Below are 26,154 nucleotides of genomic sequence, written 5' to 3'. Positions count from 1 at the left end.
CATTAATTTAAGGAAGGTTTTGTCATTCCCGCGAAGGCGGGAAACTATTTCTGGCTAAGCACAGTGCCAATGTAGAGATGGTTTCCCGCCTTCGCGGGAATGACAAATGTCCTTAACTTAATGGCAGTGCCTATCATCACACCAGCCCCTCGCAGAGATCACTTACGCTGCTTCTCAATTAAATGCGTAGCTTCTTTCATATTGTCAATCTGCGTATCTAATTTTTCAAAGGTTTCTGACTCGATTAATGCAAGTTCAAAGTTTTTGATACAGCAGACTTTGATTAATGCCTTTTTAAATGAAAAACCAAAAACATGCCCACCTTTCTGAGTCGTTGGATCCACAAAATGCATGTGATGACCAGGTATGTTGATTGTTGCCATATAAGAGGGGAAATAAAAACCAGCAACCATTGCGTTGATGTTGCTATAAGAGAAATTGACCTGAACATCAGCCATTGTTTCTACCAAAGGTTGAAAAGGCTTCGGCTGACAAGCTTCCGAGCGACACTCCATTTCTTCCATCAAGCATTCAAAACGATAGGCGTAAATGTAATTAGGTGATGACACTCGCTGATCAAACTCTTCTGAAAAATGTTCGAAACTTTGAATATTTTCCAGGACAAACTGTTGCGTTTCCTCAAAGTCAATCACCCAGGCAAAGGGTGATTTTTGCTCCGGATCGACAGGACGGGCAATACCATCTTCGATTATTCGATAGAACTGACCATCCAATCCAATTAACTCGCCATGGACAGAATCAAAGGTTCCAATGCCCATGTTTCCCTTTTTCATAATTTGAGCGAGGCTGTGCTCGCCCTCATACACTTTATTAAGAAACCCGCATAACACCCCGACCTGAAATAAGGTTTTATTCGAACAACTCAAGATAACACCTCCGTTTCAAACAACCCTGGATTGTCAGAATAGTCAATCGGAATATCAATTAATACCGGTCCACGTTGCTTAAAGGCCTCTTGTAGTAATTCACCAAAGAGAGCGGGGTCTTGCAATTCATACCCTACTGCTCCAAAGGCTTTTGCGTAGTCAACTATATCTACCTTGCCAAACTCTACGCCAGATGGACGTTTATACTTCATTAACTCTTGTTCTTTCACCATATTGTAAGCACCATCGCGCCAGACAAAATGTATAAAATCAAGCTTAGCTCTGACCGCAGTTTCTAATTCCATGGCTGAAAATAAAAAACCACCATCTCCTGACATAGAAATAATCCTTTTTTCTGGATAAACCATTTTTGCAGCCATAGCCCAGGGCAATGCAATACCTAAGGTTTGTTGGCCATTGCTAAATAGCAAATGATGGGGTTGATAAGATAAGAAATATCGAGACATCCACATATAAATCGTTCCAACATCACAAGCAATTAAGGTGTCATCGTCAATCGCCTCCCGTAACTCATGAATAAAATGTAAGGGATGCATTAGCTCGCTGTTTGACCGCAATTTTCCTTCCAAAATAATTTTCTGGTGGGCATCATGATGTGCTTTAACATTTTCTTTGCTTCTCGATGCCATGGAGGCGTCTAAACGTTCAGTCAATGCATTGAGATTGGCATCAATATCACCTAGCACTTCATATTTGGGTTGATAAGTTTCATGAATATTGGCTCGTGAATAATCAATATGAATAATTGCTTTTTGACGTTCAGCATTCCATATTTCTGGATCGTACTCTACCGAATCAAAGCCAACGGTTAAGATAACATCGGACTGATTCAGCAACTGATCGCCTGGTTGATTACGAAATAATCCAACTCGCCCTGCAAAACAAGAAACCAATTCTCTTGAGACTACACCTGCGGCCTGAAAGGTACCAACAGTAGGTAAATGCGTTTTTAAAAGCATTTTTCGGACGGCTTCAGTATTTTCTGGGCGACTTGCCTCCTCGCCTAATAATAAAACAGGACATTTTGCTTGATTAACTAATTCTGAAACGGCCTTTAAGGTTTCAGGATATGCAGGGCCATAACTAATTTTGGGTCCAGGCTCTATGACGCTTACCGAGGTAGGCTCCTTCAATACATCTTGCGGAAGACTAATAAAGCAAGCCCCTCTTTTGGGCGCGACAGCAGTGCGAAATGCATTGGCAATTGCCTCTGGAATAACCTCAGCGACCTGCGTTTCAACGCTGGTCTTACAAACTGGCTTCATTAGCTGCACATTATCAGTGTTTTGATGAGAGGCTTTTAGAGCCATATTGCGGGAGACATTACCACCAAGTGCAACGATGGGATCGCCCTCTGTTGTTGCAGTTAATAATCCAGTTGCCAGGTTTGAAACACCTGGGCCAGAGGTCACAAGAACAACACCAGGCTTACCCGTTAGGCGACCATAGGCTGCAGCCATAAACGCAGCATTTTGCTCGTGGCGGCATAAAATTAATTTAATCGATGAATCTTCCAATGCATCAAAAACCGTATCAACTTTTGCACCAGGGATACCAAAAACAAACTCCACTCCATGCGCTTCCAAACATTTAATAACCAGCTGCCCACCATTAATCTTTGACATACAAACCTCTCTTTAATAAATCCGTTTTTCCATGAGGAAAAATACTATCTGTAACACTATCCTTGGAGCAATCTTATTTTGTGTTGCCAGATAAAAAACATAGCTAGCTAATGGACAATCCATAAAAAATTCGAATACCTGCGGCATCGACCCATAGGTATCTACACAAGTATCTGTAATAAAGTCACGTCCTTCCTTGTTTCAACACTACGTCATCCAGAGCGCAGCGAAGGATCTCCAGAATTAGCACCGTGCCACATTCAGGAGATCCTTCGCTGCGCTCTGGATGACGTGCTTTAGAGGGACACAGGGCTCATCTATTACAGACACTTATGTAGATACCGATGAGCTTGACTGCAGGGCCTTCGGAATGATTAAGAGGATTTTTAACTCCTGCCCCATACAAAGCAGCTATTTATAGTTCCCTTATTTACTCTACAAATTCTTTCTCTAATAGTTTACAATCGCAAGATTGCTCTGTTTCCCTAATATTCTATCGTGTTTGTCGCCTGCGGACTAAATCATAAAACTGCTCCTTTGCAAGTGCGTGAAAAAATCGCATTGCCTCTTGCTATGCAAGATAAGCTGCTTCAAAGCCTTGTCGATTTAAGGTCAGTTAATGAAGCTGCAATCCTATCTACCTGTAATCGCACAGAAATTTATTGCGAAACTGACGAACCCGAAAGTATTGTACCCTGGCTTGCTGAGCAGCACCAATTCAGCCCAGAACTACTATCGCCCTACCTTTATATGCATCATGGCTCACACGGAATTCGCCATACTTTGCGTGTCGCCAGCGGCCTAGATTCTATGATGCTTGGTGAACCACAAATTCTTGGGCAAATGAAACAGGCTTATCACTATGCCTGTGAGCTAGGTACTGTAAAAACGAATTTGCGCCAGGTTTTTCAATATATTTTTAGTGCGAGCAAACGTGTTCGCAGCCTTAGCGGTATTGGTACAAATCCTGTTTCAGTGGCCTATGCAGCCGTGCAACTTATAGGTCAAATGTTTACTGACTATAAGCCTTTACGGGTTTTTATAATTGGCTCTGGTGAGACAGCGACCCTAGTCGCTAAATACTTGCATAAACAAGGGGTTAAGCGTTTTCTGGTTGCTAGCCGCACAACGGATAATGCTAAACAACTTGCTGCTGACTTTGACGGAAAAGCGCTGGCAATTAGCGATATACCGCAATATTTGTCGCAAGCGGATGTTGTTATTTCTGCTACAGCCTGCCCTCTCCCTTTTATCAATAAAAACATGGTAGAACATGCATTGTCTCAACGTGACAATGCGCCCATGTTCTTCCTTGATCTGGCTGTTCCTCGTGATATTGAAGCCAATGTAGCCGAGTTGGATTCGGTTCATCTTTACAACATAGATGATCTGCAATCTATGAGTGATCGAGGAATGGACGAGCGACGCTCAGCAGCCCAGCAAGCGGAGCAATTGATTGATTGTGAATTAGAAAACTATATTCGCTGGCATCGTTCATTACGTGCGAAAGATGTCATTTGCGACTATCGCAGCCAAATGCAGAACTTGGCTCGCTACGAATTACAGCGGGCTCAGGGTAAATTATCATCAGGCTGCAACCAAGAGCAGGTATTACTAGAATTTTGCGATCGTTTAGTCAACAAGCTCACTCATTATCCAACTGTAGGCCTACGCCAAGCAGCTTGGGATGGCCGCGAGGAACTGCTTGATTTAGCACAATACTTATTTAATTCTCCACAGACTCAAACCCCTTATGAAGAAATCGCTTGAAACAAAACTAGAGCAAATGCTTGAACGCTTCCAGGAGGTAGGTCGCCTCCTGTCTGAAGCATCAATCATTGCCGATCAAAACAAATTTAAAAATTTGTCTAAGGAATATGCTCAATTAGAACCTGTCGCGAACTGTTATAACTCTTATATACAGGCGCGGGAAAATCTGGCATCCCTGCAAGAGCTTATTGAAGGGGATGATAAAGATCTCGCTGCCATGGCTGCTGATGAAATTGATTCTGCAAAAGCCGAGGTGGAAGAGCTTGATGAGCAATTACAATGGCATCTCATTCCCAAAGATCCGGATGATGAGCGCAATATTTATCTCGAGGTACGCGCCGGAACAGGCGGTGACGAGGCAGCTATTTTTGCCGGCGATTTGTATCGCATGTATAGCCGCTACGCAGAAACACAGGGTTGGCAAGTTGAGGTAGTCAGTGCCAGCCATGGCGAACATGGTGGTTATAAAGAAATTATTGCCCGGATAAGCGGCAGCGCTGTTTATTCACAATTAAAATTTGAATCGGGCGCACATCGCGTACAACGGGTTCCTGAAACTGAATCCCAGGGTCGCGTTCATACTTCAGCCTGCACCGTTGCAATCTTGCCAGAGGTTGAAGAGATAGACGATATCGAAATTAATAGCGACGAGCTACGCATCGATACTTACCGCTCTTCAGGTGCCGGTGGTCAGCACGTCAATAAAACTGATTCAGCAATCCGGATTACCCATTTACCGACTGGTCTTGTTGTTGAATGCCAGGATGAACGCTCGCAACATAAAAACCGAGCTAAGGCGATGGCACTTTTAAGGACAAGACTGTTGGATGCCGAACAAAGTAAACAACGTCAGCAACAAGCACAAACACGCAAATCCTTGGTAGGCACAGGAGATCGCTCTGAACGTATTCGTACCTATAATTTCCCCCAAGGACGTTTAACCGATCATCGTATCAACCTAACCCTCTATCAATTGAATGATGTGATAGCTGGTGACTTAACACCTGTAATTGACGCTTTAAAACGCGAATACCACGCTGAATTACTCGCTGAGTTAGGCCGTCATGATTGAAATCAAAACAGCACTGTTGCAAGCAACCTCTGAGCTCGAACGCTCTAGCGACAGTGCCCGTTTGGATGCTGAGGTACTACTCGCCCATGTTTTAATGAAAACCCGTAGCTATCTTTACGCCTACCAAGAAACTCTCTTAACCAAAGCTCAGTGGCAAACTTTTCAACGCTTAGTTTGCCAACGTCAGCATGGAGTTCCTATTGCTTATTTAACTGGTACTCGCGAGTTTTGGTCACTCTCCTTAAAGGTTTGCGAAGACACGCTAATTCCTCGCCCAGAAACCGAATTACTGGTTGAGCTGGCCTTAAGTCAGCTGGCTGACAAACCACAGGCAAAGATTCTTGATTTAGGTACTGGTAGCGGCGCTATAGCCTTGGCCTGTGCCTCAGAGCGCCCTGATTGGCAGATAACAGCCTGCGATTGTAGTAATGGCGCCTTACAGACTGCGGAAGAAAATGCAGCCCGACTTGGCCTGACAAACATTTGTTTTTTTCTTTCTAACTGGTTTGAAAAAATATCTGCAAAGCAGCATTTTGATGCCATTGTAGCTAATCCACCCTATATTGCCGCCAATGATCCCCATCTAAGTCTCGGCGATGTTCGCTTTGAACCAACGCTAGCCCTGATCAGTGGCGAGGACGGATTAACAGCCTTAAGGCATATTATTGAACATAGTCTTGCGAGGCTTAAGCCTGACGGGCTATTATTATTGGAGCATGGTTTTGATCAAAAATCTGTAGTAGGGTCTATGCTTAATAATTATGGGTATAAACAAGTACAATGCTGGCAAGATTGGCAAGGAAACGACCGTGTCAGTGGTGGTAGACGAATTATTAGTTGATGGCTAGCAGGTTTTTTGATATACCTACCGCCTTTTAATTGTATGTGTTGAAGAGACGCAAAAGCAGAGCAGGAGGCATCGATGCCAGAACAATTAATCAATTCAACAACTGAGAGTAGACTAAAAGTGAAAAATGACGCCGTTAGCAGCATGGGAATAGCCCCCTATCAGGAAACTGAAGGCGAAGAATACATGAACGAAAGGCAGCTTGCGCATATTGAAAAGATATTGCTTGCCTGGCGTCAGTCACTAATGGAGGAAGTGGATAGAACAGTAACTCATATGAAAGATGAGGCTGCAAATTTCCCAGATCCCTCAGATCGAGCTAGCCAGGAAGAAGAGTTTAGCCTTGAGTTGAGAACTCGCGATCGAGAACGCAAACTCATCAAGAAAATTGAAGACGCTCTTGAGAGATTACGTGATCAAGACTTTGGCTATTGTGAAGCCTGTGGTATTGAAATCGGCCTTCGCCGTTTGGAAGCACGCCCCACAGCAACGCTTTGCATTGACTGTAAAACCCTGTCAGAAATCAAAGAGCGCCAAAACCAAGGCGGCTAGTAAATCATTCTAAATAAACCCTGAATTTAAAAAGGATTCGGGGTTTATTGTCAGGCACTATCTCATACGCAGTGAGTTTGAGCTGTTTTTTTCGTTCTCCTCCTCTTCATTCTCTTCCTCATCCGCATCTTTAACAGCAGCAGGCTCTTCCTCATTCGTGCCACTTATTGGTTGGCTTATTTCAGCTGTAACGTTTTCAGTTTCAACTGGGGCATCAGACGGATCATCAGCCTCGATAACCCTCTCCACTCGAGAAAACTCTTCAAATCTCTGAAATATTTGAGTAGCATCATGTTCAGCTTCAAATGGTAATCCAGGTAAAAAATCGTAGGGAAGAGCATCTGGAACAACAGGTAACTCTGGTAAATCCAGATCCACCGGAGCAGGAGCTTGCTCCATAATAAAATCCTGGATGAGGCCAAGGGTTTCCTGTGCCTCTGACAAACTGAGGCGATTTTCAGGATTTGGATCTGTCATGGAAGAAATCAGTCCTTGCATCGTTTCCCCTTGAGGGGTACTAAAATAGGGATGGCTGTAATCTAGGGGGTGTTTTTCAGACCATGCAGGCGATGTGCTTGGAGGCTGTACCAGGTAGTCATAAAGCGCCAATCCAATTTGATAACTCATAAATGCTTCCCCACTATACCCTTCTTGAGGTCTTGCTTCAGGTGGAGCGTAAATCTTTGTAGTAACTTCAAGGGTACGAAACCTTTTATTTTCATTGCATTTTAGAATTCCCTTGGTATCACTAATCTTCACTTGGCCATCTCTAATGAGAAAATTCGTCAGTTTGATATCTGTGTGTGCGCAATTACTTGCTAGCAAATGTTGTCCAATTTGTGTTAATTGGCTAATCGTATTGATAGCTTGCCGTGTCAATTCATTAGGATCCGGCGCCTCCCCCATGTTAGACCGTTGGGTGTACAAATCGCCATCTGGAATGAATTCAGAAATAGAAATACTACATGGGTTTTCCGCAAGCTCAGGAATAGTAGACAGATAGTCTTTTGCAAAAAATTGCTGCATGGGGCCTAGAGAAAGTTGTCTTAATGCTGCTTGATTAGGCACTGGATCGGCAGCACGAAGCAAATATTCACGACCAGTCAATTCATCCGATATTTTCCAGTTAGCATTATTTGCTCCCCCCAAACGAGTCAATTGTATATGAGGTGAATCAGCGAATAACAATTGTCTTAATTCAGAGATGTTTTCCTCAGTAGGAGGGTTGCTTCTGAGTAGTGCATTGGCTTGTCTTAATTGCACAAGAGTAAAACTCTCAATTTTAGAAGACAAGGTCATCAGAGTTTCTTCACTGTAGAGCTGTTCGGTATATTCTCTTTTCAAATGAGGAATACTCAGTATACAAGCCTGTAATTCATAGTTAACACTAGCCAGCATTTTTTGGAAATGCTCGGTATTGGAACTGGGCTCAGGGGTTTCAAACGCGAGCTTATTAAGTAAAAATTCTTTGAATTTTATCAAATTATAGTAATAAGCTTCCTGCTGCGCTTGACTGCCATCCGCATCTAGTTTTTGCAAACTAAGTGTTTCGAAGGCATTAAACACTTCATTGAATGTGTCGTCCTTCGTATACGGTCCTCTACGTTGTATTGCCTCAAAGACATCTTCAATTTTTTCTCGAGCTTTTGATAATTGAATCAGTTGTATTTCACTATTGTATGCTGCTGTATCTATGCCTGATAAACTCGCTATTTCTCTACTAATACCCGGAAATTCATAAAGCCCGTATAGTCCGAAAACGGTATGGGCTGACATCTTACTATCCTTAATTTTATTTTTAAAAAAATTAGCCATATAGTTAATTTCTTCTAAAAGCAGTGCTTTTTGAGTTAGCTTTTTCTCATAGGGTAGATCCTCAGATATTTCATTGTACATCTGTATTTTAATGTTCAATTTTTCTATGCGCGGATCACTCCTGGGATTTTGGACAGACACTAACATTAGAAAACTCACAATGAGTACACTTACTAATAATTGTTGTGCATGATTGAAAATAAATCAAATTAAGCATTCCCGGCTCAACAACAGATCTCTGTCTAATTATTGGCTAGACACAGTACATATCCCTGTATTTGAAATAAGCAAAAGATTGGGCTAGAGTTTAATTGAACATCATGCGAGAGATATAGATGAAGATCAAAGATGATTTAGGCTCTACTCCATTAAACAAAGCCTCTTCTGCCTCTGAAAAAATGCCACTACTTTTATATGCGGCTAAATGTGGAATGGTGCCTTTACTTGAAGAAAAACTGGAAAATCTAGAGCCATCTGATAAAAAGTCCATTCTATTGCTAACCAATTCTGGCGGACTTACTGCCTTGCACCTTGCTGCCTTAAATGGTCAAACAGAAGTAGTGCAATTATTGTTGGCGCAGGGTGCATCTCCTTTATCGCAATCCGTTCTCAAACAAACGCCAATCATGACCTTATTTAATACGAATAACAATCCAGCAAAAATCCTGGATATTTTTCCATATCTTGCGGCCGACCCTCTTGTATATACTACTTCCAATCGTAGTGGCGATACGCTAGCACATATGGCCGCTGAGCGGGGTATAGTGGAGATACTGAAAGAAGTGCAAAAAGACCATGCCTCTCTTCTGGAGAAACAAAATAATCAGGGAGTTACACCTTTATTACGAGCCGTTTTATCCAACCAGGACAAGGCAGTGTATTATTTGTTGGAGCACTCAAATCCTGCAGCCGTTGATACCCATGGCCGGAATGCTTTACATTACGCCGTTCTTTACGGCAGCAACGAATTATTACAGAATCTAAGCACTGTTTTTTCTCAATTACAGTTAATCCATAACAGAGATCGCGATGGAAAGACTGCATTGGAACTTGCCCAAGAAAAAAATGATCAGGAAAAAGTAGGAATTTTGGAGACATTTTTTAATGGATCTGCCAAACCCCAAATAGCAAATTCTTGATCTCAGCCAGAATTTTTTTCACAAAATTCAGATAGACGGATAAAATTAGCTATTTACTAATAAAACATTACACTTTTGTAACAACACCCCCCCCTTTACTAACCTTCCCTTAAGTTTCCATAAATATAATGGCCAGAATAAAAATGATTTCAACTGGGACAAAATTTTTTGTTCCAGCATAAAGAAAAAAGCTCAGTAACGAGGTTTAGATTCCGACTCAAGGGGCATGGATTCGCATTATATTAATCTTCTTAAAGAGACTATTATGACAGTTCATGTATTTATTGGTGCGGGTCCTGCTAATCTACACAGAGCATTAAAGATCAAACGAATTGATCCCAAAGCTAAAATTGTTATCATTGATGACCGCCTAAGACCTGAACACAAGGATATTGATAGAGTAAGAGCCAGAGCCAATATCTTTCGTTTCGAAAATGAAGACGTTACTGCAAAACTATTAGCTGATGGCATTAATCAAGAGAAATTATTGGGTCTAATGCACCAGCGCCAATTCTCAGTACGCCAGGGTTTTCAACACCATGATGATAAGGTGTTTTCATCTAAACCTTTCAGCCAAATTCAAATTCGCGATTTGCAATTAATATTGATTGATACTTTATGTGAAGATGAAGCTAATCCGCCTTTATTAATCAAAAAGAAACTCGATGTCGATTCTAACGAAGCTATCCAAAGAGAAGTTGCTATGGTTTTATACAACAATAGAGCATCTCTCGAAGGTATCGATGAAGAAAATGATATCAAAATCCATGTAGCCACAGGCGCTCTACACGATGACGACCAACAAGCCCAGATTGTCTATCCAGAGAAAATAAAGGTTCAGGTGAATGGCGCCACGGATGATGTTAAAGCAATGCCTGTAACGCCCTTACATGGAACGACGACCTTTGTCATTACGGGAAAACTAAGCTGTGATCAATTAAGAAGAAATCAACGCTCTCTAGATCTTACCCCATGGCAAGAACCCTTGGCGGCATTTGGCTGGCATCTCGTCCGTCCACCACGAATTCGCGTATTCTACGCGAATGATATTCTTTATATTGGTGCAGAAATTCCCGCTGCAATGAACGGCATGGAAGATAAAAATGCTTATGAACTCGCCATAACAGACTATACAAGGAAAATAGCAAGTCTGGTGTTTCCAGACCTCGATATTGCATCATTACCAGTAAATCCTTATTTACGTTCCCGCTTTCCTACTCCACGTGGTGAGCGCGGTGTAGTTATCCATGCAGCTCATCAACAAAGCTTGCAATGGGGCGAGGGTCAGTTGGAAGCAGATGTTTCGATCATGCACCACGGTGACAGTCGCTACTTACCTCATTATCAAACTGGTAGTGGCTTTGTAACCGGCTTTTTGCAAAACGAGCTTTATGCGGAAATTTATAGCCGTAACAATTTTGCTGATTTAATAGAATGGGCAAGTGCGAAAGATAATGCCTTTCATATGGATGCTGCCAAAGTAATTGACAGTTATATGGCACTCGCAGACATGGATGAAAAACGCGCCGTGGAATTATTTCAAGCCGAATTATTCATGACTTATTCTCGTGAGATTATCGAGGAAAACAAAAGAAAAGTAGGCCGCTATTTTAATGCCTTACACAGCCAGGAGCTTAATGCGCTTAACGATAAATTCCCTGATCTTTTAGAAGTATTCAATCGACATGGCGAAGGTAACTATAAGCACTATTCGCTGAGTGACTTTAAAGGCCCTGACTACAAACTAGCAGTGATCAGACTGTTAAAAGCTAATAATATCGGTTTCTTACGTGAAGTATTGCCAACAATATTGAATAAAGACTTTTCTAGGGTCAGAAATTCAGATTTGTTAAAAATACGTGATATGCATGTTCTTGACTATGAACGTAATATTGTTGTGGATTCTCAAGAAACAGATGTTTTCACCAAGGCAATGCAACAATTGGCAAATTCCAATTTTGCAGACCTGACTGATAAAGTAGAAACCATTGCTAACCTTTTTGAAACTAACAAAGAAATACACTGCCGAGCAGCTATTTCTTTCTTCAAGAGCAAGCACAGCGTTACTATTCATAAATACGCTAAAGACTTAAGAGAGCTAGTTGGGAGCTACCACAACAATCCAGAAATGTTAAAAAGTCATGTGCTGAGCAAGACAATGAAATTTCATGATAAGTTAACTGAAGGCAGTTCCCGCCGGACACTCGATTATTTACTGCAGGTCGTAGACCAGGAGTTTTTACAAGAACAAGCAGTAAACTTAGCAGCAGCGACTCAACACGCTTAAACTTCAGGGGGAAAGGAGACTTGTCTTTGCTCCCTAGAGAGACTTCTTATTTATCCCTTCTCCCCTCTGGGGAAAAGGTGCCCGAAGGATAGATGAGGGGCTGCTCTAGCACGATCCCTCATCTATCCTTCGGACACCGTTCTTTGAGAGGTCTGAGCGTTAGCTCACGTCTCGAAGCGTTACTATGAAAGGCTTCGAGACGGCCTAAAGGCCTCCTCAGCCCGAACGGCTTTGATGTAGAATCCCTTGGCAGTGTCCTCTAACGCATAGTGGAGAGGGGATTCAAAAAGAGAATCTCAGACCTTTAAAATACCCTCTGCCTTAGCAACATAACGCTCAACAGCACCTTTGTTAGCCTCAAGTACCAAGGTTGCATTATTGATCAGGCGTTTCTTCTTCTCTTCATTCTGGTGCAGGGCAATAATTCTCTCGACTAAGTCATCAGCATTCGCGGCCAACTCTATAGCATGAGCAGACTCTAAATCCCGGCAGATTGTCTTAAAATTATGAACCTCAGGTCCGCTAAATACCGGAACCTGCATTGCGATGGGCTCTAATACATTATGCCCGCCTACCGGCACCAAACTACCACCAACAAAGGCATAATCAGCGATTTGATAAAAACCTAAAAGTTCTCCCAAGGAATCCAAAACAACAACCTCATTGTCTGTAGACAAGGTTTCAGCCTTAGAACGCAAACCTGTGTTAAAACCCTGCTCCACACTTAATTGATAAACCTTTTGAAAACGCTCAGGATGGCGAGGCGCGATGAGTAAAACCATCTTTGGCAATCCTTGTTGCAGCTTTCTTAAGCGCGATAGGATTTGTGATTCCTCGTCATCATGCGTACTGGCAACCATCACAACACTACGATCTTTACCCCAACTCTCTTGCAATTTCTGGAAAACTTCACTGTTGATATTTTGTGTCTGCAAATCAAACTTCATATTGCCAAGCACCACAACCCTAAAATCATCGGCACCCAGTGCCTTAAATCGTTTAGCGTCATCCTCGCTTTGTGCAAAAATTGAATTAAATTGGTTTAATACAGGAGCAATTAAGAACGCTATTTTTTTATAACCCTGGCATGAACTATCGGATAAACGAGCATTAATTAGAAATAGGGGAATATCAGACTGTGTAGCAAAATGAATCAAATTCGGCCAAAGCTCTGTCTCAACAATAAGCCCCAGTCGAGGTTGTACCTTTTTGAAAAAACGACGCAAAACCCAGGGCAAATCATAGGGTACATAGCGATGCGAGACCTTATCACCAAATCGAGTTTTCACCCGTTCAGCGCCTGTAGGCGTCATTGTTGTTATCAAAATGCGCCATTGTTTATCCAATAAAGCATCAATTAATGGTGTTACAGCAATCACTTCACCCAAAGAAACAGCATGAACCCAGATATCAACGTCTTCTGCTGGTCTATTATCTAAGGAGAATCGTTCAGCAATTCGCTCGCGGTAGGCAGGTAAGCTACGCCCTTTCCACCATAGGCGTAGTAAAAGATAAGGGGTAAGTAAGTACATTAGAAGTGAATAAAGCTGCCGCATACACATCTCTATTTGAAAAAGAGCGATTATATCTTTATTTTGTAATTTTGAACTAGGGAATTTGCGATTATAGCCGCACTTCCGCGGTAAACCTCTGAAAATCGACTTTCAAAGTAAAAAGTTTAATCAAAAGCATTTTGCAGCTAGAATTATTAGTAACAATAAGTGGAAGTAAGAATTAAATGAATGTTCGTGAGTTTTTTACTACTAATCGCTGGTGGGGGAAAATTGTTGGTGCCTTCCTCGGCTTCCTAATAGGCGGTTCAGCCGGCGCACTCTTTGGCCTTCTGATTGGTAATTTTTTTGACCGCACCTTGTCAGGGCATTACAGCAAGCCCTATTGGCATTACCGTGTTGAGCGCCGCCAACTTATCCAAAAAGTATTTTTTGAAGCAACATTCTCTGTCATCGGACATATTGCTAAGGCAGATGGGCGTGTATCACAGCAAGAAATTAATATGGCGACTACGCTAATGCATGACATGGGTCTTAATCGCGAACAAAAGCGAGCGGCGCAGAATTTTTTTAATCAAGGTAAGGCAGCAAATTTTGATTTAGGACAGATGGTAAATCGACTCCTTGATACTTGCCGTGATAATCCAGAATTATTAAAGCTATTTATCGATATCCAATACCGCGCCGCACAGACTGATGGTTTATCAGCCTCAAAAATACAGGCACTGGACATCATATTCAGGCGAATGGGCTTAGCACCCTTGCATGAGCAATATCAGTTTTACACCGATTTCGGTAATAGTCCTAACCAAGGGAGCCATAGTTATAATCGCAGTCGTGGCTATCAATCAACCCAACAGAATGCCCAAGATAGCTTTCTTGCACAGGCTTACGCAATTTTAGAATTGAATCCGAATGCCAATAAGCAAGAAACCAAGCGCGCCTACAGACGATTAATTAGCCGCAATCACCCTGATAAGCTCATTGCACAAGGACTGCCAGAAGAAATGATTAAAATAGCGAATGATAAAACACAAAAAATTACCAAGGCTTATGAACAAATCTGTGAGTCTAAGGGTTGGTAGTGGCTAATTCCTAATACGCAAGGTTGGTGGTCCACCGGCAGATAAATTATCGGGTGTTTTCTTAGGTGCCAAATGCCTCATCCAACCATGGAGATAAGCAGCCAACATAGCATCTGTATAGGCATAGTCATGTGCTGCACCTGGAAGTTTATACTGTAGATAATTGTTAGAATGAACAGTTTTTCGACGCAAGGCAGCCTGCCTGCTAACGGTGTCATAATCAAATTGCCCTACCATATCGAATACTGGGAATGCGATTTTTTCTAGTGAAGCTGCTGATTCTGTTGGGGACTTCAGATCAAAGGCTGAAAGCAAAATTAAACCGTTAATTTGTTGTAATTTAGAGAAATAATCTAATAAGGGACCTAGCTGAGCTCCATAATGAAGCAAGACCAAGTTTGAAATATTTTTCTGACGCAAGGCAGATAAGGCCTCGGGCAATTGTGCTGTCCAATTTGCTTTATCGCCTAGTTGATAAGCATTTAAAAAGGCAACTGACCATCCTGATTTCGACAAGCGCCTGCATAGCTTTTTGAGCACTCTAATACCATCCTGAGGTTCTCCACCAGCAACAATCAGCAACCCGCCATACTGTATTTTGCTTTGCGCAGCCCAATAGGTTAATTTGGTTTTTTGTCCACTAGCTTGAATTTCAAGGGTTTCCGCGCAAACCTCATGCACGGAAAATACAGCTAGTAGACAAAGTCCCAAAAAGAATCGCATCATTAACCTTCCTTGATTTATTCTAATCCTTCGCAAGCAAGATCCCTGCCTGAAATTACTACTTACAAGCGGACCTATTACACTTACGATGCTTACAACTCTACCATCATCCTGAACAACCTTCGAAATAATCTAACTTATTAACCGGCTGTTGTTGAGGAGAATTCGATTCCATTTGTTGTTAAAAACTCTTTTACCTTCGCAGCAAAAAGCCGATGAACCTTCACTGTTGGATGTAAGGCATCAAAGAATAAAAATTCCTTACAGAGATTTTCATTAGGTGTTGGTGGTAATTTTACCTTCGCAGCAATTTGCAAACTTACATTAGCTGTCGGCTTATCGATACGGGTTGCATAACATGACTGTGTAATATTGTTAAACTTCCCCTCAGCGGAAATATGGCTTATTTCCGAATTGGCATCAAAAAGCAGAACATCAACTCCCTGATTAGCGTCTTTCAAATCACTAACCGTCTGCGGTAGAAGATCATTATGCTTATTTGAGTACCTTGAGAGTAACTCTCTAACCTGATCTACCTTATCCGGGTTATCCGGGTCATCAAATAGCTCTTTCGGCATAGGTGTGATGCCTAAATCGGGTAAATTAACTAACATAAAATGTTTTGCCCCACCCTTGATTAGCGATTCCACACCAGCTCTGATACCCATGGTAACCTTAGCTACGGTCTGATCAACATCTTCATTAGGCATCGCGACGTAATTGTTAGCACCAATCCATATGATATATAAATTGTTTTCATCAGCCTTTCCCTGATGGGCATTCAAATACAGGGCTATTTGATTTTTTAAAGTAGGAAGCCTGGGGTCATCAGAAATTGAGGCACCACCAAAGGCATAATCACGTAAATAAGCGGAGCTATTCTCATGATAATAAGATTCAGCTAAAGCTTCGACCCATACAGGTCCATTGGTAAAACGCCCTTCGTAATAAGGAGGAGAGTTAGGAACAAAATGCTCTGTCAGCTGATAAAGGTTACCGTTATCAGATAAGCTGTCACCAAAAACAACGATCTTATCTAAAGGGGTAGCATGAACAAAACCAGATAGGATTAACGCAAACACTGAAAATAGAAGTCTCATCTGCAACCTTAGTTAATTGAATTTTTACGAAACAGCCAGATTATAATAACAACCTTTTAAGCAAGCAATTTTTTTACAGACTGAATATCTATTCCGCGCCATAAACACAATAAAAGCAAATTTTCAGAATGTGGTTTTGTGCCTGCATTTGGAGACCTCTCAGAGATTCGACAAGTTAACGTCGGTTATCAATAAAAATATGAAAAATAATTTAATAAATAACTCGAGGTTTGTAAACAACTCTTAATTTGTTGAATATTCAATATTTACTGGTCTTATAACTAAAAATACTGAGAAAAAACAAAACCCTTTTAATAACTGATGTTAATAACATCTATACTTTAAATTAAGGCAGACATCCAATTGAGATTGATGAAATGAATATTTCACATGACACTCTTGCCAAAGCGGTTGAAGCTAAAATTATTAGCGAACAACAAGCTGAATCTCTATTAACGTTTTTGCAGAATCAACCCGAGCAAAGTCCGCGTTTCAATATTACTAATGTCTTATATTATCTCGGAGGATTAATAGCCATCTGCGCGATGACTCTATTTATGACTCTGGGTTGGGAAACTTTTGGCGGTTGGGGAATCTTTTTTATATCTCTGATTTACGCCTTTGCAGGCCTTTATTTATCGTCCATGTTTAAAAACAAAGACTATCCCATTCCTGCCGGAATTTGCGCTACTTTTGTGGTTGCCCTAACTCCACTGGCCATTTATGGATTACAGCGTGGTATGGGATGGTGGCCTGACGACTCACCTTACCGTGATTACCACTACTATATACAATGGCATTGGATTTTTATGGAATTAGGTACCTTATTAGTGGGCCTTATTCTAGCTTGGATTTATCGTTATCCATTTATGGTGATGCCGATTGCAGTGACACTTTGGTATATGTCAATGGATTTAACATCCATGATCGCCGTTGACAGCTACAGTTTCGACTTAAGCGCTAAGGTTTCCCTATACTTTGGCTTGGCTACGCTCTTGCTAGCCCTTTGGGTCGATGTCGAATCGCGTCATTCAGCGGATTATGCCTTTTGGCTTTACCTTTTTGGTGTCATAACCTTCTGGGGTGGTTTATCTTGTCTAAATTCGAATAGCGAATTATCAAAATTCCTCTATATGTGCATTAACCTCCTGCTGATCGGGGTTGGCTTGATTCTCGTGAGGAAGGTTTTTGTCATCTTTGGCGGACTTGGGTTTAGCTTCTATCTTGGCCATCTTGCCGATGCTATTTTTAAAGACAGCCTTCTATTCCCCTTTGCCTTAACTTTTATTGGCCTGGCCATCATCTATCTTGGAACCTTATGGCAAAAACATGAGGTAGCGATTACCAATAAAATGCAATCGTTCTTGCCCAAGGTATTACAAGAGCTCTTGCAGGCACGGCATTATCAATAATTACAAAATAAGGCTTTTATGTTTCTTAAAAGTTCTGTATAGTTTTTTAATAGCCTTATGAAACTTTTTTTGAACAATGCTGACTGAATCTTATAACCTCATCTCAATCTCCACTTTGCCAATTATTATCGGCTAAATAGCCGATCTCATCTCATACACCAATTATTAAACCGAATCCCTTCTAAATCACCTAAACAATGAGGTGGCAAATGTCTTATCAAAATAAATATGTTCTTTCCTATCTAATGTGGCTCTTCCCTTTATTCTTTTTTGCTTATCAATTTATTCTGCGCTTGTGGCCTGGCCTCATGATGCAGCAAATCATGGGGCAGTTTTCAATTGATGCCAGCCATTTTGGCTTTCTTGCTGCCCTTTATTACTATGGTTATTCGGGTATGCAAATTCCCGTCGCAATTATGCTTGAACGCTTCGGTGCACGTTATGTGGTATTCAGCTTCGCCCTTCTTTGTGGTTTAGCGACCTTAACCTTCAGCTATACCAACAATTGGTATCTTGCCTGTCTAAGTCGTTTGCTTATCGGTGCTGGCTCTGCCGTGGGTTTCTTGGGAGTATCAAAGGTTGTCTCTGAATGGTTTCCCAAGAATCTCTATGCTCGGATGATTGGACTTTCCTTTACCGTCGGCCTGCTAGGCGCTATTTATGGCGGCAAGCCGGTCAGCTTACTTGTAGCGCATTATAGTTGGCAAAATGTTGCGGAAACCTTGGCTATTGTTGCTATCTTGCTTGGTCTAAGTGCTTATTTATTCTTACGTAGCCCTCAAGCCAGCGTGCAGCAAGGAGCTGACTCTTTCAAACTAAGGTATTTTAAAACACTGCTTTGCTCACCTTTTATCTGGCTTTTAGCTATCGCTAATTTTTTAATGGTTGGCTCACTTGAGGGCTTCGCTGATGTTTGGGGTGTACCCTATCTAATGACCTCCTTCAATTTAGCGAAGGGTGATGCTGCACAGTTAGTTTCTTTTATTTTTATCGGTATGCTTTTTGGTGGCCCCATGCTGGCCTTTTTCAGCAAGCGTTTAGGCAATTATAAAGTCATCCTCGTTGCTGGCTTGTTAATGGCCTTTGCCTTTACCTCAGTGCTCGCAACAGCTAGCTATAACTGGTATTGGTTTGCTGGATTGTTCTTTCTAATAGGGATGATGTGTTGCTATCAGGTGATTGTTTTCGCCACCGGGGCTGATCTTGTAAGTCCTCAACTCTTAGGGGTCACTGTCGCTTTTCTTAACTGTATCAACATGCTAGGAGGCTCTTTTTTTCATACTCTGATAGGACAGCGAATGGATAGTGGCTGGACAGGGACTTTGACTGAGGAAGGATTAAGATTATACACGCTGGAATCTTACCATCGCTCTCTTGTGATTATCCCATACTGTGCTATGGCGGGTGCCCTGCTTGTGGGTCTATTAGGCTGCCTTTTATATTATCGAGACAGTTTTAACCTAACAAAAAGCAATTTTAATAAACTTAAGGAAATATAGGGCCTGTTGGTAATTGCGGAGCTTATTGCCAACTGTTATTAAGCAAGGTATAGGCTGGCCTATTTTACTTAGTAATAAGACACGCTATCCCTGCATTCTGTCATCCAGAGCGCAGCGAAGGATCTCCGGGATTGGCACGGTACCAGATTCAGGAGATCCTTCGCTGCGCTCAGGATGACGGGCTATGTTGGGTGACGGGGTAACCTATTACTTTGCTTATCCCTACAACACAGAGCAGCCATCATTGCGAATGCAATGACGGCATCTAATAGGGAAGAGACAATTCTAAGCTGCCTTGTTCTTCCCGCTTAGGCCTTGCTATTACTAGAGAAAATTTTCCAAAGCGCCTCAGAGCGCTAGCATTGGGGTTATTGGTATCTACTCTAGATCTGTCTCTGTCTAAACCCATAGCAACCTGATTTGCATTAAAATTAACTATATTGCTTAAAATTCGATTGGCAGCTCGGTCACAATTATATTTTACTTGTACTTCTCTCAACCTAAAATCCAAGTCCTTAAGAGCGTCAGGATATGAAATATAAGGCTGTGTCTTCCCCAAATCATTGTTAAGAGCATCCTGATAAATTGCAGCAGCATAATTCAGCCGCTTTATCGCATCTCCTAGTAAAACGCCTGCCTCATCAAGGTTAGATACATACAAGGAACTACTAGTTCGCAGGATTAGAAAATGAATGCTTTGTATGAGCAGATAGTTCCTGAAGTAGGTAAAGTATTCTAATGTCCTACCCATTCGTTTTTGGTAATCACTATTGGCTTCAATTTCTTTATCATAGGCATTACAAGACAATAACTTTTCATACACCAGCTTAATCTGCCTATCAGCCTCTTTTAGATTGTGAGTGTGCAGACACGCCATTGTCACTCTCAAATGCATTTCTACATCCATAATAAACGTTAAAAACATGAGTTTTCTATCTGCTCTAAAAATTACAGAGAGCCATGATAAAGCAAAAAAAAGGGGAATTTAAGAGCACATAAAACAAAATTTCACAAATAAGCTCAATAAAAAGCTATGGTTCTTTCTTTCATCATGAAGAGAAAAGCTGGATTTGAATGCAGCTTACCTGGAAAAGCCTTTGCCTTCTTGCGAGGAGGTGTTGTTGCGTGGATTGAAGGTAGCCTGGATGTAGCGAAGCGAAATCCGGGAGCAGTGATTCGACTTCCTGGACTTTGTTTCGTTACATCCAGGCTACAGATCTTGCTGAGAGAAAGGCTGATTTTTCGCGCAAGATGCGTCAAAAGTCAGCCTTTCGCTAGTCAGTTATTAGGCTGCGCCGAGGGAGGTCAACTTTAGCTGGCGACCGCAAACCCAAGCGTTATTTAAATCCTGAAATACTTCTTTCGACATACCTTTTGGTAGGCGTACCGTAGAGTGGTCATCATGAATTTTAAGTCCGGTAATATGACGACTTTGTAAGCCAGCTTCATTGGCAATGGCACCAACAATATTGCCCGGTTTCACACCGTGCACACGGCCTACATCAATTCTGAATAACTCTTGTGGATGATCATCGCGGAAATTTTTTCTATCGCTGCGATCACCACGACTACGTTCATTCGAACCCCGGCCATTTCGTTCGCCTCGTTCGCCACGACCTGCTTTGAATTCACTATCCCTGACTCGAGCCTCTTTAGCTGGGCGTGTTGGTTTGGGTAAATCAACTTGCCAAGGTTTGTCCTGATGTAACATCAGGGCTAAGACTGCGGCTACATCAAGCGCAGATACATCATGCTCTTTTAGGAAGCCTTCAACAATTCGTTGATAAGCGGGCAGATGCTCATGCTCTAGACGAGCACTGATATTTGCCATAAAACGTTGTTGTCTTGCCGTTTGAATCATGTAGTCATTTGGTACTATGACCTTTTCAATACGTTGGCGAGTATGGCGTTCAATGGTATTTAAAATACGCGATTCTTTTGGAGTCGCAAATAATATAGTCACGCCACTACGGCCAGCCCTTCCGGTACGACCAATGCGGTGAACATAGGTTTCGCAATCATGGGGTACATCATAGTTAATAACATGGGTTACTCGCTCTACATCCAACCCACGCGCGGCAACATCAGTAGCAACTAAAACATCAATTGCCCCCTGTCTGAATTGCGCAATTATTTTCTCACGCAAAGCCTGGGTAATATCCCCATGGATTGCCATGGCACGATAGCCCTGCTGCTGTAATACTTCGGCCACGTCTTCTGTACTGCTTTTGGTACGCACAAACACCATAACGCCCTGGTAATCCTCAACCGCTAAGATACGTAACAAGGCATCGGGTTTTTGAGCGTTTGATGCAAAAAGGAAGCGCTGTTCAATACTTTTAACTGTCGCAGTTTCGGCACGTATTTCCACAGAAACCGGCTCGTTCAAGTAGCTGTTAGCAATCTGGCGAATACGATGAGGCATAGTTGCTGAAAATAAAGCCATTTGCCTTTTCTCAGGCAATTTAGACAGGATCATTTCCACATCTTCGATGAATCCCATGCGCAACATTTCATCAGCTTCATCAAGAACAAAGGTAGATAATTGACCTAATTGCAAAGTACCTCGATCGATATGATCAAGAATCCGCCCTGGCGTACCTACGACAACTTGCGCTCCATCACGGAGTTGCTTCAATTGCCGACGATAGTCCTGGCCACCGCAAAGGACCGAAACTGTAATGTGTTGGTGGACACTCAAGGCTTCAAACTGCTCAGCCACCTGAATCGCCAATTCACGGGTTGGCGCCAGAATTAAAGCTTGTGTTGCCTGTGATTTTGCAGATAAACGTTGAAGAATAGGTAAGGCAAAGGCTGCTGTCTTACCTGTTCCTGTTTGTGCCTGGGCAATAACATCCTGCCCTTGCAATAATAATGGGATAGTTTTAGCCTGGATAGGCGATGGTGTTTTAAACTTCATATCCTCAAGCGCTTTTAATAAGCTATCTGATAGATTAAGGGAGGAGAAGCTTGCTGATTCTTGTGTCATAGGGGTTCCAAATATTTAAAGCGCACCTAATAAAGGGTTTTATTAAGTAAAAAATGCTCATTATAATAACAAAATAAACAAGATTATGCACGAAATATCTTAGATCCCTCTTGTAAATTAAAGTACAATTAGATAATTTTTAAGCATTACGGCTTAAATAATAGTAGAGGTAATAATAATGAAGCTATTTAAAACAACAAATCAAAAAAGCACAAAATCAATAGTTATCGAATTCTACTCTCCTGATGAAACGCATCCGCCAGCAATTGAGCACGAACTGCTATCCAATAGCGAAATAGGCGCAAAACTTAGAAATGAAAAGCAGCAGACTGTCCGATATATCTATGCTCTTAACGATCCGATTATTGAGGGTATCAATGATTTAACCGTAATAAATTTGGCCGATGATGATAATTTACATGCATTCGCTAATAGCATTAACCAGGGGGATTCACTCACAATCCTAGCCCAAGGAGATAAAGACACGCAAACTGTTGCAGGCTACAGCGCAGAAGAGTTTGTAGAGATTCTTCAAATTGATTTAGGGTTGCGAGGCTTACATACCGTAGAACTATTCGCTGCCCATATAGGCCACTGTACAGAGTTTCGCGAAACTGTTGTCAACTCACTCAATTGTGCCGAACATTTTATAACCTATAAGGGGATTCCAACAGCAAATGAAACCGGAATCTGCGGCTTTGTAGAAGACGATAGCGAAATGAGTGATGAGGATGAGGAAAAAACGCTTCGCTTCCTAGGTGCCGCGGATCTTGATGAAATTCGCGTCGTTGAAAAATCAGAAGCCGTAATTTATGGGTTTGGAGTCGGAAGTTAATTCCACTGCCGCAGAGATTCGAAATCCGGGAATTCCAAATCTCGGTTCCCGGATTTCGCTTCGCTCCCAAAGACGTAGGTCATGTCGAACGTAGAGAGACGTCTCCTGAATGTGGCATAGTACAAATCCCGGAGATCCCTCACTATGTTCGGGATGACGGAAGAGAGTGACCTGTTACCTATTAGATTAATGCAGCCAAGCGACATGCCTGATCAATTGCATGACGCGCATCAAGTTCCAGGGCTTTAAATGCGCCACCAATCAGATGCACGGACTGCCCTGCTGCTTTCAATGGCTCGTATAAATCACGCAACTCATTTTGCCCGGCGCAAATTATTACTGAATCAACATCCAAAACCTGGGGCTCATCATCAATACGAATATGCAAACCTTCATCATCGATACGCTCGTAACTCACGCCACTCAGCATCTTTACCTCTTTATGCTTTAGACTCAAACGATGAATCCAACCTGTCGTTTTACCTAGACGCTTGCCATGTTTTTCTTTCTTTCTTTGTAACAGATACACTTCTCGTGGACTGGCAGAAAACTCCGGCTTTTTCACCCCACCGCGATGTTCTGTTTTGATATCTATACCCCATTCATCATAAAACTGCTGGGTGTGCTCTGTATGATGTTGATGTGTCAACCATTCACCGACATCAAAGCCAATACCACCAGCACCAATAATCGCAACGCGATTACCAGGCTTTTTACGCTCCTGTATCAGCTCGATATAAGTCATGACCTTTTCATGATCGAGCCCTGCAATTTCGGGGATTCGAGGTGCAATACCTGTTGCAAGAACCACCTCATCAAAACCTCGCAAAGTCTCAGCGTCAGCTGCGGTATTTAAACGAATATCAGCCTGGTATTTTTCCAATTGATAGGTGAAATAATTAATCGTGTGCTGAAATTCTTCTTTGCCAGGAATATTTTTTGCCAAATTAAACTGGCCTCCCAAGACAGCAGAGCGTTCGAACAAAGTGACCTTATGGCCGCGCTCTGCAGCTACAGCTGCAAAAGCAAGCCCAGCAGGTCCAGCACCAACAACAGCGACCTGCTTTGGATGATGTACAGATTGATAAACCAATTCAGTTTCATTACAGGCACGAGGATTGACCAGGCAGGATGCTGTTTTATTCACAAAAACTCTATCTAAGCAGGCTTGATTACAGGCAATACAAATATTGATTGCCTCACTCTCACCCAATCTTGCCTTTTCAACAAATTGCGGATCAGCTAAAAAAGGTCTGGCCATAGACACCATGTCAGCTATCCCATCCTCAATTAATTGATTAGCCAATTCTGGTGTATTAATACGGTTTGAAGTGATAACCGGTATGCTGACCTCAGGTCTAAGTCGTTTAGTTATCGGGGTAAATGCGGCAGCTGGAACCATCGTTGCAATAGTTGGAATACGGGCTTCATGCCAACCGATTCCTGTATTAATCAAGCTTGCGCCTGCCTGCTCGATAGCTTTGGCTAAAAGTACCACCTCTTCCCAACTCGAACCCTCAGCAATTAAGTCCAGCATGGACAGACGATAGATGATAATGAAATCCGTTCCTACTACCTGACGCACAGCACGCACAACTTCAACAGGAAAGCGCATGCGATTAGCAAAACTACCGCCCCATTCATCCTGGCGCTGATTAGTATGGCTAACGATAAATTGGTTAATGAGATAGCCTTCGCTTCCCATAATCTCGACACCATCATAACCCGCTTGCTTTGCAAGGTGTGCACAACGTGCGAAATGACCAATCGTTTTGGCGATACGTCGCTTCGACATTCCCCAAGGTTTAAAAGGGCTAATAGGCGATTTCAAAGGGCTGGGAGCCACAATAAATGGATGGTAGCCATAGCGGCCGGCATGCAGCATTTGCAAGGCAATTTTCCCACCAGCTTCATGCACAGTATGGGTGACTATTTCATGTCGTTGTTGTTCTTTGGAAGAGGTAAGTTTTGCCGCAAAGGGTGCTAAACGGCCAGCACGGTTAGGCGCAAAGCCCCCGGTCACAATCAAAGCAGCTCCACCCTGGGCTCGTTCGCGATAAAATGCAGCTAAACGATTCAAACCTTCTTTATCTTCTTCCAAACCAGTATGCATTGAACCCATTAATATGCGATTTTTGAGTTGGGTAAAACCAAGATCCAAAGGCTGGAAAATAGATTTAAAAGGGGTGTTATCAATTCTCAATTCCATGAGTACTCACATATAGATTTTAAAAATTTCAGTATAAAACTTTTGTTGAAGAATAACAGTATCTTAATGTTAGTTATCCTAAGACACAAAGTAATTGACATCCGGGCTAAGAATGTTAACTGCTCGAGCAGCTAGCATTAAAACAATGGTCAAAGAGATTAAAGCCTGAATCATTGACATACATTTAGCCCAGCGTGATAAAACCGGCGTATCGGTAGGCGAAAAAGCAGTACTTGTATTAAAGGCGAGGAACAAATAATCGATAAAATTGGGCATCCATTGGCTGATAGAGCTCGGCAGATTTTTATCCTGCACCAGTGAAATTTGTGTTTGTGGAAACATGAAGGCAGTCAACCCTGACTGTTCCTTTGATGCTCTTTTTGTCGGCCCGCCAGCATCCAAATTCCAATACCATAGTGCAAAAAGCAGGATATTGGCTACCCAAAGAACCACTGATGAAAGCAAGAGGTGTTTCGGCCCAATCTGCCCCTCCAGCTCTGCTATAACAAGCCTAGCAACAGAAATAATGATATAGAGAGTAATCCAGACATTTACACTCAAGGCTAACACGCGATGGGTACGATGGTTCTCATGATAGTGGGTAATGATCATGGGTATAGTCAGTACAGCAACAAAACCGATCATCAGACCACGCGGCCCCCAATAAAACACTGTCGGTAAGGCTTGATATAAAAGAGCCAGGGTAAATAAGGCTAATAAAGCAGGCCAGCGATTCTCCGACGCAATTTGCATGTTAACCATCCACTTCCTTTTTT

At 42.1% G+C, this 26,154-nt stretch carries 20 protein-coding genes; 10 read left to right on the top strand and 10 right to left on the bottom strand.

Translation table 11 applies throughout. The features are described from left to right. Positions 1-158: 158 nt before the first annotated feature. The gene (gene budA, locus BN1094_RS06005) at positions 159-887 is read right to left on the bottom strand and encodes an acetolactate decarboxylase (protein WP_043873377.1); all 729 of its coding nucleotides are present in this window, start codon (positions 885-887) and stop codon (positions 159-161) included. Continuing rightward, the gene (gene alsS / locus BN1094_RS06000; RefSeq protein WP_043873376.1) at positions 884-2,533 is read right to left on the bottom strand and encodes an acetolactate synthase AlsS; all 1,650 of its coding nucleotides are present in this window, start codon (positions 2,531-2,533) and stop codon (positions 884-886) included. Before alsS ends, budA begins: the two co-directional genes overlap by 4 nt. 495 nt (positions 2,534-3,028) lie before the next feature. Between alsS and hemA the strand changes: the two genes are divergently transcribed. The 4 genes from hemA to dksA all read left to right on the top strand — a co-directional run bounded on the left by hemA (position 3,029) and on the right by dksA (position 6,774). After that, the gene (gene hemA, locus BN1094_RS05995) at positions 3,029-4,303 is read left to right on the top strand and encodes a glutamyl-tRNA reductase (protein WP_043873375.1); all 1,275 of its coding nucleotides are present in this window, start codon (positions 3,029-3,031) and stop codon (positions 4,301-4,303) included. Continuing rightward, the gene (gene prfA, locus BN1094_RS05990; protein ID WP_043873374.1) at positions 4,287-5,375 is read left to right on the top strand and encodes a peptide chain release factor 1; all 1,089 of its coding nucleotides are present in this window, start codon (positions 4,287-4,289) and stop codon (positions 5,373-5,375) included. Before hemA ends, prfA begins: the two co-directional genes overlap by 17 nt. Next, positions 5,368-6,216, top strand: a complete 849-nt coding sequence (gene prmC, locus BN1094_RS05985; protein ID WP_043873373.1) for a peptide chain release factor N(5)-glutamine methyltransferase — start codon at positions 5,368-5,370, stop codon at positions 6,214-6,216. The genes prfA and prmC overlap by 8 nt, the downstream gene beginning before the upstream one ends. Before the next feature lie 81 nt (positions 6,217-6,297). Next, a complete protein-coding gene (gene dksA, locus BN1094_RS05980; protein WP_043873372.1) occupies positions 6,298-6,774 on the top strand; it encodes an RNA polymerase-binding protein DksA in 477 nt (158 codons plus the stop codon). A gap of 57 nt (positions 6,775-6,831) precedes the next feature. Here dksA and BN1094_RS05975 read toward each other — a convergent pair whose 3' ends face one another. Continuing rightward, on the bottom strand, positions 6,832-8,736 hold the full coding sequence (locus BN1094_RS05975) for a protein kinase domain-containing protein (protein ID WP_043873371.1): 1,905 nt from the start codon (positions 8,734-8,736) through the stop codon (positions 6,832-6,834). A gap of 188 nt (positions 8,737-8,924) precedes the next feature. Here BN1094_RS05975 and BN1094_RS05970 point away from each other — a divergent pair, with 188 nt between their 5' ends. Both BN1094_RS05970 and BN1094_RS05965 read left to right on the top strand, forming a co-directional pair. Next, the gene (locus tag BN1094_RS05970; RefSeq protein ID WP_043873370.1) at positions 8,925-9,728 is read left to right on the top strand and encodes an ankyrin repeat domain-containing protein; all 804 of its coding nucleotides are present in this window, start codon (positions 8,925-8,927) and stop codon (positions 9,726-9,728) included. Between the two features lie 265 nt (positions 9,729-9,993). Continuing rightward, entirely contained in the window at positions 9,994-12,015 is a 2,022-nt protein-coding gene (locus BN1094_RS05965) for a hypothetical protein (RefSeq protein ID WP_141650430.1), read from the top strand. 296 nt (positions 12,016-12,311) lie between these two features. Here the strand turns inward: BN1094_RS05965 and waaA are convergent, their stop codons facing one another. Next, positions 12,312-13,571: a lipid IV(A) 3-deoxy-D-manno-octulosonic acid transferase gene (waaA, locus tag BN1094_RS05960; RefSeq protein WP_043873368.1), complete on the bottom strand. Its 1,260-nt coding sequence runs from the start codon at positions 13,569-13,571 to the stop codon at positions 12,312-12,314. A gap of 182 nt (positions 13,572-13,753) precedes the next feature. On the opposite strand from waaA, the gene djlA reads away from it, so the two are divergent. After that, positions 13,754-14,611: a co-chaperone DjlA gene (gene djlA, locus BN1094_RS05955; protein ID WP_043873367.1), complete on the top strand. Its 858-nt coding sequence runs from the start codon at positions 13,754-13,756 to the stop codon at positions 14,609-14,611. A gap of 3 nt (positions 14,612-14,614) precedes the next feature. Here the strand turns inward: djlA and BN1094_RS05950 are convergent, their stop codons facing one another. Both BN1094_RS05950 and BN1094_RS05945 read right to left on the bottom strand, forming a co-directional pair. Further along, a complete protein-coding gene (locus BN1094_RS05950) occupies positions 14,615-15,337 on the bottom strand; it encodes a hypothetical protein (RefSeq protein WP_052403154.1) in 723 nt (240 codons plus the stop codon). A 137-nt stretch (positions 15,338-15,474) separates the two neighbouring features. Continuing rightward, positions 15,475-16,434 (bottom strand): SGNH/GDSL hydrolase family protein, encoded by a 960-nt coding sequence (locus BN1094_RS05945; protein WP_043873366.1) that lies wholly within the window; start codon positions 16,432-16,434, stop codon positions 15,475-15,477. A 377-nt stretch (positions 16,435-16,811) separates the two neighbouring features. Between BN1094_RS05945 and BN1094_RS05940 the strand changes: the two genes are divergently transcribed. Together BN1094_RS05940 and BN1094_RS05935 are read left to right on the top strand one after the other, a co-directional pair. Further along, the gene (locus BN1094_RS05940; protein ID WP_043873365.1) at positions 16,812-17,846 is read left to right on the top strand and encodes a hypothetical protein; all 1,035 of its coding nucleotides are present in this window, start codon (positions 16,812-16,814) and stop codon (positions 17,844-17,846) included. 209 nt (positions 17,847-18,055) lie between these two features. Continuing rightward, positions 18,056-19,345, top strand: a complete 1,290-nt coding sequence (locus BN1094_RS05935) for an MFS transporter (protein ID WP_099908971.1) — start codon at positions 18,056-18,058, stop codon at positions 19,343-19,345. Positions 19,346-19,610: 265 nt separating this feature from the next. Here BN1094_RS05935 and BN1094_RS05930 read toward each other — a convergent pair whose 3' ends face one another. Further along, positions 19,611-20,270, bottom strand: a complete 660-nt coding sequence (locus tag BN1094_RS05930) for a hypothetical protein (protein ID WP_043873363.1) — start codon at positions 20,268-20,270, stop codon at positions 19,611-19,613. A gap of 360 nt (positions 20,271-20,630) precedes the next feature. After that, complete coding sequence (locus BN1094_RS05925; protein WP_043873362.1) at positions 20,631-22,334, bottom strand: DEAD/DEAH box helicase; 1,704 nt, start codon at positions 22,332-22,334, stop codon at positions 20,631-20,633. 178 nt (positions 22,335-22,512) lie between these two features. Between BN1094_RS05925 and BN1094_RS05920 the strand changes: the two genes are divergently transcribed. After that, positions 22,513-23,169 (top strand): hypothetical protein, encoded by a 657-nt coding sequence (locus BN1094_RS05920; protein WP_043873361.1) that lies wholly within the window; start codon positions 22,513-22,515, stop codon positions 23,167-23,169. Positions 23,170-23,350: 181 nt separating this feature from the next. On the opposite strand, the gene BN1094_RS05915 is transcribed toward BN1094_RS05920, so the two are convergent. Continuing rightward, positions 23,351-25,378, bottom strand: coding sequence for an NADPH-dependent 2,4-dienoyl-CoA reductase (locus tag BN1094_RS05915; RefSeq protein ID WP_043873360.1), 2,028 nt, complete (start codon positions 25,376-25,378; stop codon positions 23,351-23,353). Between the two features lie 78 nt (positions 25,379-25,456). Beyond that, positions 25,457-26,131 carry a hypothetical protein gene (locus tag BN1094_RS05910; RefSeq protein ID WP_245614199.1) on the bottom strand — a complete coding sequence of 225 codons (675 nt, stop codon included), beginning with the start codon at positions 26,129-26,131 and terminating at the stop codon, positions 25,457-25,459. Between the last annotated feature and the right edge of the window lie 23 nt (positions 26,132-26,154).

The sequence above is a fragment of the Legionella massiliensis genome, assembly GCF_000756815.1.
Lineage (GTDB): Bacteria > Pseudomonadota > Gammaproteobacteria > Legionellales > Legionellaceae > Tatlockia > Tatlockia massiliensis.
The sequence above is the reverse complement of the archived record's forward strand: the minus strand, read 5'-3'. Positions and strand labels throughout refer to the sequence as shown.